The sequence below is a fragment of the Bacillus sp. RC240 genome, from assembly GCF_044907945.1.
Lineage (GTDB): Bacteria > Bacillota > Bacilli > Bacillales > Bacillaceae_G > Bacillus_A > Bacillus_A mycoides.
Map to the genome: position 1 here is coordinate 195,154 of NZ_JBIYCT010000006.1, position 14,896 is coordinate 210,049.

At 31.6% G+C, this 14,896-nt stretch carries 13 protein-coding genes and 4 pseudogenes; 6 read left to right on the forward strand and 11 right to left on the reverse strand.

Features of this window, described 5'->3' with window-relative positions:
- Positions 1–168: 168 nt before the first annotated feature.
- The 9 genes and pseudogenes from ABH955_RS20005 to ABH955_RS20045 form a co-directional block, all read right to left on the reverse strand.
- Complete coding sequence (locus ABH955_RS20005) at positions 169–1,833, reverse strand: M4 family metallopeptidase (protein WP_404457083.1); 1,665 nt, start codon at positions 1,831–1,833, stop codon at positions 169–171.
- 363 nt (positions 1,834–2,196) lie between these two features.
- The gene (locus ABH955_RS20010; RefSeq protein WP_198285756.1) at positions 2,197–2,358 is read right to left on the reverse strand and encodes a glycine zipper domain-containing protein; all 162 of its coding nucleotides are present in this window, start codon (positions 2,356–2,358) and stop codon (positions 2,197–2,199) included.
- Positions 2,359–2,873: 515 nt separating this feature from the next.
- Positions 2,874–3,014 (reverse strand): annotated as a pseudogene (locus ABH955_RS20015) (recombinase family protein); the annotation flags it as partial.
- Positions 3,015–3,123: 109 nt separating this feature from the next.
- Entirely contained in the window at positions 3,124–3,264 is a 141-nt protein-coding gene (locus ABH955_RS20020) for a hypothetical protein (protein ID WP_404449107.1), read from the reverse strand.
- 136 nt (positions 3,265–3,400) lie between these two features.
- Entirely contained in the window at positions 3,401–4,558 is a 1,158-nt protein-coding gene (gene nheC / locus ABH955_RS20025; protein WP_404457081.1) for a non-hemolytic enterotoxin subunit C, read from the reverse strand.
- Positions 4,559–4,832: 274 nt separating this feature from the next.
- Entirely contained in the window at positions 4,833–5,987 is a 1,155-nt protein-coding gene (gene nheB / locus ABH955_RS20030) for a non-hemolytic enterotoxin subunit B (RefSeq protein ID WP_149191242.1), read from the reverse strand.
- 50 nt (positions 5,988–6,037) lie between these two features.
- A complete protein-coding gene (gene nheA / locus ABH955_RS20035) occupies positions 6,038–7,207 on the reverse strand; it encodes a non-hemolytic enterotoxin subunit A (protein ID WP_002203998.1) in 1,170 nt (389 codons plus the stop codon).
- Between the two features lie 788 nt (positions 7,208–7,995).
- Positions 7,996–8,324 (reverse strand): annotated as a pseudogene (locus ABH955_RS20040) (DDE-type integrase/transposase/recombinase); the annotation flags it as partial.
- Between the two features lie 93 nt (positions 8,325–8,417).
- Positions 8,418–9,647: a helix-turn-helix domain-containing protein gene (locus ABH955_RS20045; protein ID WP_404449102.1), complete on the reverse strand. Its 1,230-nt coding sequence runs from the start codon at positions 9,645–9,647 to the stop codon at positions 8,418–8,420.
- A gap of 579 nt (positions 9,648–10,226) precedes the next feature.
- Here ABH955_RS20045 and ABH955_RS20050 point away from each other — a divergent pair.
- From ABH955_RS20050 to ABH955_RS20060, 3 genes are read left to right on the forward strand one after another with little or no spacing between them, the layout of a single operon-like run.
- Complete coding sequence (locus tag ABH955_RS20050) at positions 10,227–10,439, forward strand: hypothetical protein (RefSeq protein WP_404457075.1); 213 nt, start codon at positions 10,227–10,229, stop codon at positions 10,437–10,439.
- On the forward strand, positions 10,411–10,566 hold the full coding sequence (locus ABH955_RS20055; protein WP_404457074.1) for an MSCRAMM family protein: 156 nt from the start codon (positions 10,411–10,413) through the stop codon (positions 10,564–10,566). Before ABH955_RS20050 ends, ABH955_RS20055 begins: the two co-directional genes overlap by 29 nt.
- A gap of 53 nt (positions 10,567–10,619) precedes the next feature.
- Positions 10,620–10,733, forward strand: coding sequence for an LPXTG cell wall anchor domain-containing protein (locus ABH955_RS20060; RefSeq protein ID WP_404449098.1), 114 nt, complete (start codon positions 10,620–10,622; stop codon positions 10,731–10,733).
- Between the two features lie 708 nt (positions 10,734–11,441).
- Here the strand turns inward: ABH955_RS20060 and ABH955_RS20065 are convergent.
- Positions 11,442–11,750 (reverse strand): annotated as a pseudogene (locus ABH955_RS20065) (HBL/NHE enterotoxin family protein); the annotation flags it as partial.
- 323 nt (positions 11,751–12,073) lie between these two features.
- Between ABH955_RS20065 and ABH955_RS20070 the strand changes: the two are divergent.
- The 3 genes and pseudogenes from ABH955_RS20070 to ABH955_RS20080 all read left to right on the forward strand — a co-directional run bounded on the left by ABH955_RS20070 (position 12,074) and on the right by ABH955_RS20080 (position 14,628).
- Positions 12,074–13,792 (forward strand): methyl-accepting chemotaxis protein, encoded by a 1,719-nt coding sequence (locus tag ABH955_RS20070; protein ID WP_404491553.1) that lies wholly within the window; start codon positions 12,074–12,076, stop codon positions 13,790–13,792.
- A gap of 260 nt (positions 13,793–14,052) precedes the next feature.
- Positions 14,053–14,264 (forward strand): annotated as a pseudogene (locus ABH955_RS20075) (IS3 family transposase); the annotation flags it as partial.
- Between the two features lie 91 nt (positions 14,265–14,355).
- Complete coding sequence (locus tag ABH955_RS20080) at positions 14,356–14,628, forward strand: HU family DNA-binding protein (protein ID WP_404449094.1); 273 nt, start codon at positions 14,356–14,358, stop codon at positions 14,626–14,628.
- 59 nt (positions 14,629–14,687) lie between these two features.
- On the opposite strand, the gene ABH955_RS20085 is transcribed toward ABH955_RS20080, so the two are convergent.
- On the reverse strand, positions 14,688–14,855 hold the full coding sequence (locus ABH955_RS20085) for a hypothetical protein (RefSeq protein ID WP_186317327.1): 168 nt from the start codon (positions 14,853–14,855) through the stop codon (positions 14,688–14,690).
- Positions 14,856–14,896: the final 41 nt, after the last annotated feature.

The following is a 14,896-nucleotide window of genomic DNA, read 5'->3' on the forward strand; positions in this document are numbered from 1 at the left end:
AGTATCAGTATGTCCAAGATTTACAGATTCATTGCACAAGTGTTATACTTTTTGCACCAGAACCGATTAAAAGAACTTGTAGGAATCCCTACAAGTTCTTTTTTAGAGTCCTACTATCAGTATGTCCAAGTTTAGGAGATTACTTGCAAGAGCTGCACCAGAACCAAATCATTTAACACCAACAGCATCAAATGCTTTGGTTACAGAGGTAACCTCAGCTGATTGTGTTCCATATAAATCTGCGGCTGACTGTACAAGGGCTTGTCTTGTCTGAGAGAATGTTGCCGATTCTGTGAGATATTGAGTATTTGCGCGATAAAAGATTTTACCCATTTTATCTTTACCAATACCGTTCACAGTTACTCCATAATGAGTACCACCCTCTGCAACAAGATACGCCGCTTTATTGATAATCCCACTATTTGTGTGTACTAATTTGCTTTGATTCGTTCCTGTATAACGTTTAGAATAATGGTCTGGATCACCGTATTGTGTTGGATCACTCATAGAACGAAGGGCTTGTCCCGATTGGAAGAATAAATCTTCTCCGATTAGATAATCGGGATTAGAGTTATTATAATATTCGATTAATGTTCCGAAAATATCTGACATTGATTCATTAAGTGCGCCAGATTCATTTTGATAAATTAAGTTGGATGATGATTCTGTTACTGCATGTGTTAGTTCATGACCAACAGCATCAATTGCGGCTGTAAATGAACGTGTTGATCCATCTCCATCTCCATAAACCATTTGTTTTAGGTCTGGATCCCAAAATGCGTTTTCATACTGTTTTCCAAAATGAACAGATGAAACAATTTTGGCCCCATTTCCGTCATAGGAATCTCTTCCCTGAACGTTTTTATAATAATCATATACAATTCCGGCATAAGTATGAGCATCCACAGCTGCCTGTGCATTTTTGCTTGTAAAACTGTTAGTGCTATTACTTAAAAGGACACCTGGGAGAAACGAAGTGTCATCATCACTTCCTTGATTTTGTGCATCATACGTATAAATTCCCTTTCCACGGGTCTGATCTACTAAATAATAAGTATTATTAGATTGTAAGAGATTCAAATTTTTTGTATTTCCAAATGAATCTTTTCCTGTTCCTGTTGTTGTTGTCCCAATAATATTTTTTGGGGTGCTTGCTGCATGTAAAACTTCAATATGATCTAAGATTTTTCCAGTCTCTGCTTCGACAAAATAATCATGGTTACCTGGTTGTGGAGATAAAAATCCTAAATGAACATGATATGCATAGGATACTGTGTCATTTTTTGCATATACTACAAGTTCAGATGTCGGTTTTACATCATAGTTTGGTTTAAAACTTAGTTCTTTTTCAGCAATAGACACTGCCTCATCAGCAGAGACTTTTTGATTTGGTTGTTGTAATTTTTTATCTAAATCAGGAATTACGGTTCCAGAAAAAACAGTTAATACTCCCTTATTATCAACATGTGCAACTTGTGTAGATCCCCATACTGAAACACCGCTATATGTTTGTTGTAATCGAACAACTTTTGCACCTAACTTGTCATCTTCTTGTTTCTTTACAGTGAATGATTCTTTAGCACTTTTTGTACCTAGTTTATATTTGTCCTTATTTTCATCAACATATCGAAATACTACATCCTCAGTTTTTGTTGAAGATGGTGTAGTCAGCTGTCCAGAAATAAACTCTGGAGACTTGATGACCTCATTATACTTCTCTGTAGACAGCACATTACTTGATGTAGCGGCATAGCTAGGTGTCGGTAAACTAATTGATGTAGCAATAACACCAGCCGACAATAAAACTGCTAGACTTTGTTTCTTTGTTTTCATATTTTCTTCTCCCTTGTTTTTACATCCTGTTCTAGACAGAATTTTTGTATTTTTTGAAAATTATATTTTTATATATAGATTCTGTAAAGGTAGGGGATTGTAATAAATGGGAAATAATTCATATTTTTTATACCTGTTTACTTATAATTTGGGTTGTACAGGACCTTAAAGTGCTGAGTTTTCTAGGTTTTCATAATCACTATGCAATTTTGCATAGTGTATAAATTTTAATTGGGAATCGTTGCCCATCCTCCGAAAAAGGGGTCACCATACATGCCCATCAAGTTAAAATTTATAAGAATAACCCCTTACCACTTCAAAAGTAAGGGGTTATTCTATTGCTGTTGTATAGTATAAATAAAGTTATTTTTTTTGTTTTATTTTAGAAATTCCAAATCCAATAGTAATGCCAATCACCATCCCCAGAGCAAGGTTATTAATAAGCAACCCGAAAGTTGTCCCCAAACACATTCCTATAGAAATTCCAATTACCGTTTTTGCATGACTTTGTATATTTTTATCCAAAAAGGTAAACTTCCCTTCATCAGAATTATGAATGTTAAATGAATGCCATATTTATAATGTCGTGAAGATAAATAAACACAATATTTTAATTATATAATAGTATTTTATCATTTTGAATGTATACTTTTATTTCTATTTTGAGGATACCAGGAGAATTAGAATAAAGTTAGTGTTTTTAGGTGTGTGAAAGTAAACTAATGACTAAAAGTTTACTTTCGATATTTGAAACATTTACAACTAAATTTGTAATAAATTTCTCAATATAGATATACTTGATAAGTACGGTTCTAATATTCGAAATTAACAAAAAACAAACTATAATATAAATATGATGGTTATCCTTTTGTTTACTCCTTGTGCTAAAGATAAGATTGTGTTCGCCGATCTTATCTTTTTTTATTTGTGGATTTTTGATACAAAAAAGGAATCCTTAATAGCTTAAGGATTCTGCAACAGGAAATAACAAAAATATAAATAATAAAAAGGATTACCTATATTATAGTATATATATTCATTTGAAATTCAGCTCTGTCTTGGGTAGCACTTAATACCTTTTCTTCATATATAATGCCCATTCCAATTCCCTTCATTTGTTGTAATTGTCTCTTTGGGTTCTGATTAACAAAACTTACTCGAACATAACCTATTTTTCTCATATTCTACTCTCCTATTTTGAAACAAGTCATATGGGATACCTTGAAGTATCGTTATAACAGGTTCAATAAACCATCCTAATAGGGTTTATCTAATTGGGATGGTTCTATTTTAATACTCAAATGGAAAGATAGACATTAAATCTACCTCTTTAGTTTCTTCTTTAGAATTAGTTGCGACTTCGTTATGTTCAAAAGAAATACTCATTAGTATTGCAAATACTACTAAATTTCCTATAAGAATTTTCCGCATGGCCTTCTCTCCTCACATTTCTTTCTTTTAAATATAGCAAGGGGGAATATTGGGGTTCAGTCGAGATACGTGTAAAACTAGCTCATAGTGATACATTGTTTTCCAAGAGACTTTTTTTGAGTGTATTATGTAACATTCAGGAGCAATCCTGTCCGTTTTGTACAATCCCTTCTATTGGTTGTCCTATTTGTACAATCGGTCCGTTTTGTACAATCTTAGCACCTTCATATAATTTATCTGCATAATTTTTAAGGTCCTGCCAGCTATCCTTCGCTATCTTCAGATCTATTTTTAATAAAGCAATCCTGTCTGGATTAATCTTGTCAACATTTTTGAGCAATGAGTTATATTTTGATCCTATTGTATGCCACTGATTCGATATATTTTGTAGCGCATCAATAGCTGTATCAATTGTTGCAGTCATATGTTCCGTTTTATTTTTGGCATCTGTCAAAATAACTAATTCTGCCTCTGCTCCAGAAATTCTGGACTTCAATTGTTCTATTTCTTGCTGTGCAGATGCGATATTATTGTCAGCAGTGACAATCAATGGTATACCAACTGGGGGCATAAATACAGATAAAGCTATATAGCCACCACGTTTATCATAGTTTTCTTTAATTGTATTATTATAATTATTGATTTGTTGTTGTAGAAGTGGAATACCGGCGTTCGTACTTTCTAAAATAGAGATCAATTGATTTGAATCAGCTTTAAAACTTCTTGTATCTTCGGCCATTTTATTTCGGAATGTTTTCAACTTTTCTAGTAGTCCATCCACTTCTTGACTATCTTTCAAAATATTATTATATAAATTCTCCAGTTCATTTTTAAATGTCATTGTATCTTTTTGATCCAAAGCAGCTAGTAATTGATTATAACTCGCTTGAAAGGTATCATTATAACTTACAATATTCTGATTCGTTTTCATCATATGAGGCTTTAGATCATCAAACCAATATATTGCATTCGTTTGCGCATCATTTTGATGCTGAATCATGTTTGCCTGTAAATCACGATTTATGGAACTTATTTTACTTAAATCTGTCAGTTGTTGATTAATGATTGTTAGAGCATATGAATCAATTGTAAGGATACTTGCCCCCATTTTCTCCATTACTTCTTTATATTTATCAGGACCAAGAGAATAGCTCTTACTATCTTCTTGCTGTTGGGACACACTATTTTTCACAGTTTGTTCTGCTGCAAAAGTATGAAGTGGGATTACATTACTCGCTGCCATTCCAGTAATGATCGTTGATAAAATAACTTTCTTATACATTTTTTTATTCACCCTTTTTCATCTATTCTCTCAAATATATTACGTATTTTATTAAATCCATAAGCTTCTATTCTTTACTTCAAATGAATTACGATTATTGCAAATAAAATAACATATTAAAATAGAGGTTTTCATACTTTCTTATTTTATAATCTTTATCAAGTTTCATAACTATATAGGAAATCTCCTGCTCAAACTTGAACAGGAGACTCATATTATGTGTTCTTCAAAAGGGAAAGTCAGTATATTATATTTTTCATTACTTCGGAAATTTCTTGAAGTAATACTATTTTTTCTCTTCTACGAATTTAATCTCATTATTTTGAATATTTTCAGCATACTTGTTAACCTGTTCCCAGCTACGTTTAGCTATATTCAGATCTGCTTTTAATAAAGTAAGCTTGTCTGGGTTAATTCTGTCAACATTGTCATTCAATGATTTATATTTTGCCCCCATTGTCTGCCACTGATTCTTTACATTTTCAAGAGCAGTAATAGCTGCATCAATTGTTGCTGTTAAATTATTAGTATTATTTTTCAAGACCGTTAACTTACCTACCTGTTGTTGCGCAGTTGAAATGTTTTTTGATAGGTTTATAATCTCATCTTGTGCTGTCTTTATCTGCTGCTGCGATGTAGTAACCCCGTATATCCCGCCGCCTAATGCACCTGCACCAATAGGCGCAAAGATAATTGTAGCAGTTAAGTATGCACCGAGAGCAGTTGCAACCGACGATGCAATATAAACTTTATTATTCTCATCAATTAATGTTTGATTTGCTTCGATTTGTTTCTGCATCAATGGAATTCCAGCGTCTTGACCAGATAAAATATCTGTGATTTTGTTAGTATCAGTTTTTAAATTTTGTGTATCCAGTTCTAATTTGCCGCGAAAGACTTTCAAATCTTGCACTAACCTGCCCACTGCACCTTTATTCTCTGAAATACTTTCATCTAAACTTGTAAGCACAGCTTTTAGCGTTTCTTTGTCATTATTATTTGCAGCTTCTACCAAAACATCATAATAATTTTGAAATTGTGTATTATAATTGATAATATTTTGATTCGTCTGGATTATTTGCGGTTTCAAACCATCTAACCATTGTTTTGCATTTGTTTTAGAAGCATCGTGGTTGTCCTTAATGCTTTTTTGTAAATCATTGTTAATTACAGTTAAACCATCAAAATTAACATTTGCTTGTTTAACAATAGTTAAAGCATACAGGTCCATTACCAACATATTGGATCCAGTTTTCTCTAGCGCATCTTTAAGCCCTTCTGGTCCAAGTGAATACTCAGGGTAGTTATTTTCTGCATCAGCATAAATAGGTGCTGGTTTTGTTGTATTTTCCGCTGCTGAGGCATATGATGGCGTAATGCTACCCGCTGCGATTGTTGCAATTAATGTAGATAAAGCCATTACTTTATAAGGTTTTTTCATAATATTTATATCTCCTTATATTATATTATTAAGATTTTTTCTTCATTCTACTATTTTGCCTCTGTTACTTTTATGTTTGTAACACTATTTTCATATTCCGTTGTTTGTTTATTCAATTCATCCGTAAACGTTTTGAGTTCTTTTAATTGTGCTTGTAATGCATTAGAATCTATTTTCGCATCAGTACTAAGACTTCTCTTCATTTGAATCATTGTGTCATTAAAGATGTCCCAACTACTTACTAGCTTGTCAAAACTCTCAATTTGCTTTTTAACTACTCTTGTAAAGTTATTTAACTGTAGATCAATAAGTGTCATTTGAGTTGCTTGTACTTCAATTTTTGATAATTTTTGTAGCAATAGAATTTTTTGTTGTTGCTTCTGACGAGCATCATTATTCAGTTTTGTTACTTCATCATTTTGGACTTGTCCAACTTGGTTATAAATCACTTCCAAGTTAGACGTGTCTAAAGTATGATCCTTACCTGCGTCTATCCAAATATCAATAACCGACTTTCCAATATTTATAGAACCTTTTACATTTTCTTTTGGTAGAGCTAGAAGTTTTGTATAATCATCTTGAATGTTTTCCTCAAGTTGTCTAATTTCCGTTCTTGATTTTTCAATTTCTCCGCCTGAACTCTTATAACCTTCAATCGCTCTGCTAACTTTACTAGAAAAACTCTTACTATCTTCAACCAATTCATTTTTATAATTGTTTAAGTCTACTGAATCTCCTTTCATATCATACTGAATTGCTTGCATTTGATCTTGAAGTGCATTAAAAGTACTTACAAAGTCTTCTTTTGCTTGCGAATCGTCATTCATTTTTTCAGCTAGTTCAACCAATATATCATAATAATTTGTAAATCTTGTCCCAAAATCCTGCATGTCTTGATTTACATTGAATAGTTTTGGATTATATGTATCCAGCCAGTCTTGAACATGGTTTCTTGCAGTACCTTGATCAGTTGTTATTCCAGGTATAGCAGTTACTTCAAGGTTCGGTTGCTTTAATATGATTAGCCCATATCCTTGAATTAGTGGCGTCTGTGATCCTAATGTCTTAATCGAATCTGATAATCTATTCATAGCAACTTGATTTTGACTACTTGTTAGTTGTGAATAAGTTGTTTTACTTTCTGCAAAAGTATTTACAGGTAAGAAGCAACTTGTAGATACTGCTGTAACTAATAACCCTGCGACTAACGTTTTTTTCATGGTAATTCCTCCTATTAATTGGTGTTTGTCGGTAAGATTCCTACAGGATTACAAAAATGATATTATACTGTACATTGCTTATACTTTTATTGCGAAATAAAATCACTTTTGCTATGTAGAAACTTAAAACCAATTTTGTACAAATATGATACTTTAGTGATTCGAGATCCCCTTTTAAAATAACTGAATATTAAGCAAGTTCAAATCAACATAATGTTACTTGCAACTTTACTAAACTCCTATTTAGTGTAATTTGCTCCTTTCTTAGTGGTCGTACCAGTTATGTTATTTATTAAAACATTAAATTTCCGATGCGTATATAGTAAGATTTTGTCGTAAATAGTAGAATTTTATCTTATGTATTTGATGATTTTATTGTTACATACTTAATATGAGTGATAGGATATTATACTAATAAAATTAATGATGGATTCTATTGTAGTAATTTATAATGATTATAACTTAATATATCCAATGAAAAACTAACTATATTAATTCAAAGGAATTAGTTTTTATTTTAGAAAAATACTTATAGAATAATTTAATGGTATTACTTATACTTTTTTACCTTTATTTAGGTATGCATAATTGCATGAAATGTGGATATATCAAGTAATATATGTTATATTATTAAGTTTTATGGAATAATTCCCGATATTACTATTAATAAATACTTAATTTATCGCGCTCTTTGATTTACTATATTATTCAGAAACATCTTTATATAGTCATAAAAACCCTCTGAAATACAATTCATCCCAACCACCTCAATACTTAACATGAAGATAATAAAATGGATTCTTATCGATCCGTTATAACAAGAAGTTTTAAAACATGAAAAGGCCGCAAAGCTTTCTTGAAAAAGCGCTTTGCAGCCTTCTGGTTTCTTGTTTTGCTTAGAAAAAAATGGTTTGTGTTTCCTTTCAAATTAACACCATGATATATATCCATTGCTCTTTTACTTTGATATATGTTTCATGGACTCTTCAAGAGTCATTGGTTTGAGGTAAAATCAGATTCATTTGTCCAATTCAGAACCATACTGATGAACGCTACGCATAATAGGTGTATAAGAAATGGATAAACCCCGTTTCTCCATCATTTTCACCAAATTACGTACCCTTTCTAGAGTAATAGAAACAATATGCCCAAGTTTTAGAGCTTACTTACACGTATATTAAAGTTTTTGCACCAGAAACAGATACCAAGCTTATATTACAGTATATTTTTCACGATACTGTCTAGGAGTCATGTTTGTAATTTTTTTAAAAACCCTTATAAAATAACTTTGGTCATGAAAGTTAAGCGAAGTGCAAATATCTAATAATGGATATGTAGTTAGTGTTAATAATTTTTTTGCCTCTTCTATTCGTTCCCTTTGAATATATTCACTTAAAGGAATTCCCACTTCTTTTTTAAATAATTTAGATAAGTAAGTAGGGGTAATCGCCAAATGATCAGCGAGTTTATTGAGAGATATTTCATTGTAAACATTTTTTCTAATATGATTCAGGCATGCAGTAATCGTTTTTGAATAATTTTGAGCATTGTATTCTTTCACACAATCTGCAAAAGTACGTAAAGCGTCTCCTGACAATCGCTTTACAGAGTCTACGTTATCTAGTTGTTCCATGGTTTGTATATATAAAAGACTAAGAGAAAAAGCAATATCTGATGGAAGGTTACCATCTATCGCATATCGAGTAGCTAGAGTAATCGCAATAATTCCAAGAATCTTTTGGTTTCTGAGTGGATCTACTGCTAAAACAATCCCATCACCTTCTTTTGGAATTGCATACATATATTGTAATAACTTTTCTTTATTTCCTTCTTTGATTGCTAAAAAATAATTATGTACTAATGCCATGTTGTGAGTTTCAGGATTATTTTGTCGGCGTTTTAAAATATATAAATCAGGTTTCACAATTTTATTGGGAACTTCCTCTAGCAATTTATTTTTTTCTAAAACGATATCTACATCTAATTTTTCATTGAAAATCATGTAATGTAATAAGATTCCGATATCAATTAAAGTAGTTTTTTTAATCTCGGGTAGGCACTGATAATAGGCTAGTCTTTCTTGAATTTTATTACTTGAGTTAAATTCTTTCCGAATTTTAAAGGTTATATCACCTGAGCCCTTTGGATGTATAGTGGGACCGATTATAATAGTCCCTTTTACATAATCATGATTTGCTATATGAATTAGGACGAAATTTTCAAGATAACTGTTACATCTGAAAAGTGGGAAGTTATTGGGATCATTTCCTTGATAAATGTCACTAAGATGTTCTTCTTTAGAAGAATAAAATGGACTACAAACATCATCAGAAATAGAATGATATAAGATTTTTTTGTCTGTAGATAAAATGTGAACAGGTACATTAAAGGCTTTATGTGCGAGATCACACAAGTGTTGTATGTCGATGGGATTATTCATTACCTTCTCCTTTTAATTGGATTAAATGATAAATTTTTAAATTGTTCTTTTATAGATTAATAAATTATTTGCCGTCAGGTATAACTCACGACAAAATATTACTATAAAATATCAAATAGTACAATTCTCGACAAAATATCACTATATTTTTTGTGAGAATCATATATTATTTATTTGTAATTAGTATCTAAATATCGAAATAGACAGGAAAAGAGTGAAAGACACTTTATCTGCGTGGAAAGAAATAGATCTATTTCTTGTAATTTTCTAAACGACAGTGAAATGAGCGGAGATCGTTTCTTGATTCTACAAGATCCAATCATAGAATCCGATAAAACAGTGAAGAACCTACAAAATACAAATACAGAAATAGGGGATGAACTGGCGTATACGATTCGAATAAGAAATACGCTTCTTGCTAAATTTAGCCATTGCGGATACATTTCCAGAAGGATTGTAATATGTCCCAGGCACATTACAGTTAGATGGCTAAACAGTGACAGATGCAGTCGACACAGACAAGGGTGAATTTGATGCAGGAAAAGCAAACGGTAAGTTTGGAGATGTGACAAATACAGAGTGGCATACAGTGGTATTCCATGCGAGGGCCAAGCTGGAAAAAAGATTCAAAATACAGCGAAAGTCACAGGAGAGACTGTACCACCGCAAGAACCCACAGCCAAAACTTCAATTCAATCACTTGGACAAATTGAGATTAAAAAAGTGGATGCTGCTGGTTCAAAAGTAAAGCTGAAAAAATGCTGTGTTCCGAATTTTAGACAAAGATGGTAAAGAGATTGCGAAATTAACAACAGATGTAAATGATAAGGCTATTTCTGAACCACTATGCTTCAGAAAGTACACAGTGGAAGAAATTCAAGCACCAAATGGATATATGTTATTTAGAAGATCCAATTGAGGTAGAGGTCTCATCATCAGTACAAAACATAAAAATAAAAAACACAAAAACGAATGGAATATTCAAAATACTGGCGGTATAGTACCAACTATTTTTATCTAATTGGCACTATATTAATGGTCGCAACATTGGTATTATTTTTCCGCAAAAGAACAAGAAATGAATAGATTTCAAAATGAATAGAAATAGCAAATGAGGCAAGACATATGAAAAAGATTTTTAATATGTTGTTAATCTTTGTATTAACAGTCTCTATGCTACCCAGCTTTATTACAGCATCAAATAACATATTATTAATTTTCTGAGTACAATGGTTGTTAATTAACAAAAAGCAACGCCTCTAATTAATAGGTGCTGTAATATAAATCCAAAGTAAAAGTAGACATTAGACACTTAGTGCACAATAAATTGACCTCAAATTTGTTTATTCTATAACAAAAGAAATGTCACTTAGGAATTATTGCTTTAAATCCATTTTTATATTAGGCATTCTTTGTATGGCACTTTTTATAGATAAATATATATGGCTACTTGAATCTTTCCCTTTATTTTTGATTAATAATCAGATTACCTATAAATGAAATTGTATTATATTAAATTGGCTTAAGTATTATGAACTTAAAATTACGAACAAAAACAAAAGGACGTTTAGCCACCTTTTTATCTCTCGTATAGGATTTTTTTCAATCAACACTTAATGGTATTACCCTGAGTAATCAAAAACCTTACAAAGGAATCTGAGAGGTCGTTTTTTGGATTCATGATCATTTTTTTGAATTTCATGTGAATAAAAGGAAAACGCATTCATTTTTATTTGGATACTTTTTTTACATCTTTAACTTAGTGTAATCTATATTGTCCTGTTAACTGTTCCTCAGCCATTCTTGAACATGATCTCTTGCATTACGTTGATCAGTTGTTATTCCAGGTATAGCATTTACTTCAATGTCTGGTTGCTTTAATATGATTAGCCCATATCCTTGAATTAATGGCGTCTGTGATCCTAATGTCCTAATCGAATTTGATAACCTATTCATAGCAGCTTCATTTAGACTATTTGTTTGTTGTGAATAATTTGTCTTACTTTCTGCAAAAGTATTTACAGGTGACAAGCAACTTATAGATACTGCTGTAACTAATAACCCTGTGACTAACGTTTTTTCATGGTAATTCCTCCTATTAATTAGTGGTTTTTGATAAAATAGTTGGACTAAATTTTAAAGGTTTAATTGGTTCTGTTGCAACTTTACTAAACTTCTATTAGTGTGCCCTTCGCCTTTCTTTGTGTTCGTACCAGTTGTGTTTATATTTAACTAGATTGTAAAAATTTCAGTATAATTTAATATCATTACTCACAATATTTCCTTTTATTCAGATGTACAAAATTACATATTTATCTATAACAAAAAATAACAAATAAAAACATTTCTAAAAAACATGTCGTTATTTGTTGTTTTATATCCTAAGATGTATAGCGTAATATAAAGATTTAATAAGGAGTGGTTTAATGTCAGTTCTAAAAAACAGTAAAATTGGTACGAAATTAAATGCATTAATGATTACAGCGAGTATTGCATGTATTATTTTATCCCTTATAGGGGTAATAGCATTAATGAAAGCAGACAAAAATTCTGAAAGTATGTATGAAGACATGCTACTTCCAATTCAACGTGTAAAGACTGTGGAATCTAATTTCTATGATGCTAATGTTAATTTTATGGAACTCATGGTTACAACAGATGAAAATAGAAACAAAGAGTTAGCAAATAATCTGTCTAAAATACGTGAAGAAAATGACAAGTTAATAAAAAGTTTAGAATCAACGTTAAGCTCCCAACAAGAAAAGGAATTATATGAAAATTTCAAAGCAAATTTCGGCGAGTTAAGACCGAAAATGAAAGAAGCACAAAATTTATCAATGCAAAACAAAAACGAAGAGGCTTATGCTTATTATTTAAAAGAAGTTAAGCCTGCTATGCAAAAATCAATTAATTCTATTCAAGAATTCGCTAATTCTAATAGAAACCAAGCAGAACAATTACAGGAACAAAATGCTAGCAGCGCCAAAACTGCAATAATGATTTATATTCTTATTTCAGTTTTGGGGACTGCAATTATTATATGTATTGGGTATGTCATTAAAACAGCTATTCATCGTCCAATTACTTTATTACAGCATGATATAAAACAAGTAGCAGATGGAAATTTAGTAATACGTACTTCCTATCAAGCAAATGATGAATTAGGAGTTATTGTTACTTCTTTTAATAACATGTTAGATAATTTACAACATTTAATTGAGAAAATACAAGTAACGACATACGAAGTTACCTCCTCTACTGACAGTATGTTGCAGAATACAAAACAGGCATCTAAAATATCTAACGAAGCTGTTCTAACAATTAATGAAGTAAATAAACAAATAGAAGGACAAGTTACTAATATTCATGAAAGTTCAAAAGCAATGAATGACCTAACAAATGGAGTTCAATCAGTAGCTGAATCAGCATTAACTGTTGCTGAAGTATCTGTCGCTACAACAGATCGTGTAAATAATGGTAGTAAAGTAATCAAGCAATCTATTACTCAAATGAATAATGTGCATGCAGTTGTTGAAGAAACATCTACGGTGATAGAACGTCTTATTATGCGTACACAGCATATAGATAAAGCTTTAGACGCGATTACAAATATTGCGGAACAAACAAATCTGCTTGCTTTAAATGCTGCAATCGAAGCGGCACGTGCAGGAGAAAATGGAAAAGGATTTGCAGTTGTTGCAGCTGAAGTGAGAGATTTAGCTGAACAATCCAAACAATCCGCAAATGAAATAAATGATTTAATTAAATCGATTCAGCAAGATACAAAAGATACTGTTCAAATCATGAGAAAAGGACACGAAGAAGCTACCCAAGGAAGAAATGCTGCTAATGAAGCAGACGAAGCCTTTTCAACAATCATGAAAGACATTCATAAGATAACGCGTCAAATCCAAGAAGTATCAGCTACAACAGAAGAAATGTCTGCTGGAACTGAAGAAATTAACGCTTCACTATCAGTAGTATCAGAAACTTCTGCAAGAGTAGCGATAGATACAAATCAAACCGTACAAGCCATTCAAACGCAAGCATCAGCCATTACAGAAATAACAAATCAAGCCATGCAAATAAAGAATAAAAATACAGAATTAGAAGGATTAATTTCACGATTTAAAATTAAAGAATAAAAAAATAAAAGGGAGGAACAATTACTTAAAGCTTGATTGACATGTGGTTTCGCCCCATCGCTAACAGGCAATCAAATCAACAAATCAAAATACTCCTAAAACAAAAAAGAGATGAAGACAATAATAAAAAAGCTTATCATAAAGTACTAAAGGATAAGCTTTTTTGTCTATACTTATTGAATTTTATTGGATTTATTCCATGCCAATTTAATAATAAAATATTGAATACCAAACAAGATAGTAACAATATGAAACAGTTCGTAGATTCCCTGTATACAAAGAAGAGAGGACGTCCAGCTATGGAAAACACAAATACAATATCAAAATTAAATCATGAGATTGTTGAAGGGTCAATAGAGGCATTAAAAGAAGAAAATGAACGTTTGCGTATGGAAAATGATTATTTAAAGAAGTTAAAGGCCTTTGTTCAAAAAAAGAAGAAACTACCGAACAAGACAAAGCAAAAGTAATTCTTGCTAGGGTTTTTCCTATATATCTTTGTTTACTTGAGAAACGTAGATACGTTATAATAATCTCTTATTACATTTAAAGAGGTGCAAAAAATGAATAAAACCGAATTAACAAAAATGGTAGCAGAAAAAGCAGAACTTACACAAAAAGATGCTGCTGTAGCAACACAAGCTGTATTAGGTGCTATAACAAATGCGCTTGCAAATGAAGAGAAAGTACAAATTCTTGGTTTTGGTACATTTGAAGTACGTGAAAGATCTGCACGTACAGGACGTAATCCACAAACAGGTGAGGAAATGCAAATCGCTGCATCTAAAGTCCCTGCTTTTAAAGCCGGAAAAGAATTAAAAGCAGCAGTGAAATAATTATACATAGTGAAAAAGAATCTGATATTCATATCAGATTCTTTTTCTTTAGTAACATATTATACTTTCTTATCGTGTCTGTTTAGCCAGGCTTTAGAAACTTCTTGTTCCCCAGATACTTCAATCTTAACTTCGCCATCTTCTTTGTATATCCGTTCAATGATTGGTACCGTCACCATTTGTTTTTCTTTTTGTGTTCGAAAAGTATCCAAGTTGATAATAGTCATGTTGCACTCTCCTTTAATGATTTCTAAAAAAAAGGCACCCG

Coding starts and splice junctions, on each gene's coding strand:
- ABH955_RS20070 (WP_404491553.1), top strand. CDS start 12,074: ATGTCAGTTCTAAAAAACAGTAAAATTGGTACGAAATTAAATGCATTA.
- nheB (WP_149191242.1), bottom strand. CDS start 5,987: ATGAAAAAACCTTATAAAGTAATGGCTTTATCTACATTAATTGCAACA.
- ABH955_RS20020 (WP_404449107.1), bottom strand. CDS start 3,264: ATGCGGAAAATTCTTATAGGAAATTTAGTAGTATTTGCAATACTAATG.
- ABH955_RS20005 (WP_404457083.1), bottom strand. CDS start 1,833: ATGAAAACAAAGAAACAAAGTCTAGCAGTTTTATTGTCGGCTGGTGTT.
- ABH955_RS20060 (WP_404449098.1), top strand. CDS start 10,620: ATGGAATATTCAAAATACTGGCGGTATAGTACCAACTATTTTTATCTA.
- ABH955_RS20085 (WP_186317327.1), bottom strand. CDS start 14,855: ATGACTATTATCAACTTGGATACTTTTCGAACACAAAAAGAAAAACAA.
- ABH955_RS20080 (WP_404449094.1), top strand. CDS start 14,356: ATGAATAAAACCGAATTAACAAAAATGGTAGCAGAAAAAGCAGAACTT.
- ABH955_RS20045 (WP_404449102.1), bottom strand. CDS start 9,647: ATGAATAATCCCATCGACATACAACACTTGTGTGATCTCGCACATAAA.
- nheA (WP_002203998.1), bottom strand. CDS start 7,207: ATGAAAAAAACGTTAGTCGCAGGGTTATTAGTTACAGCAGTATCTACA.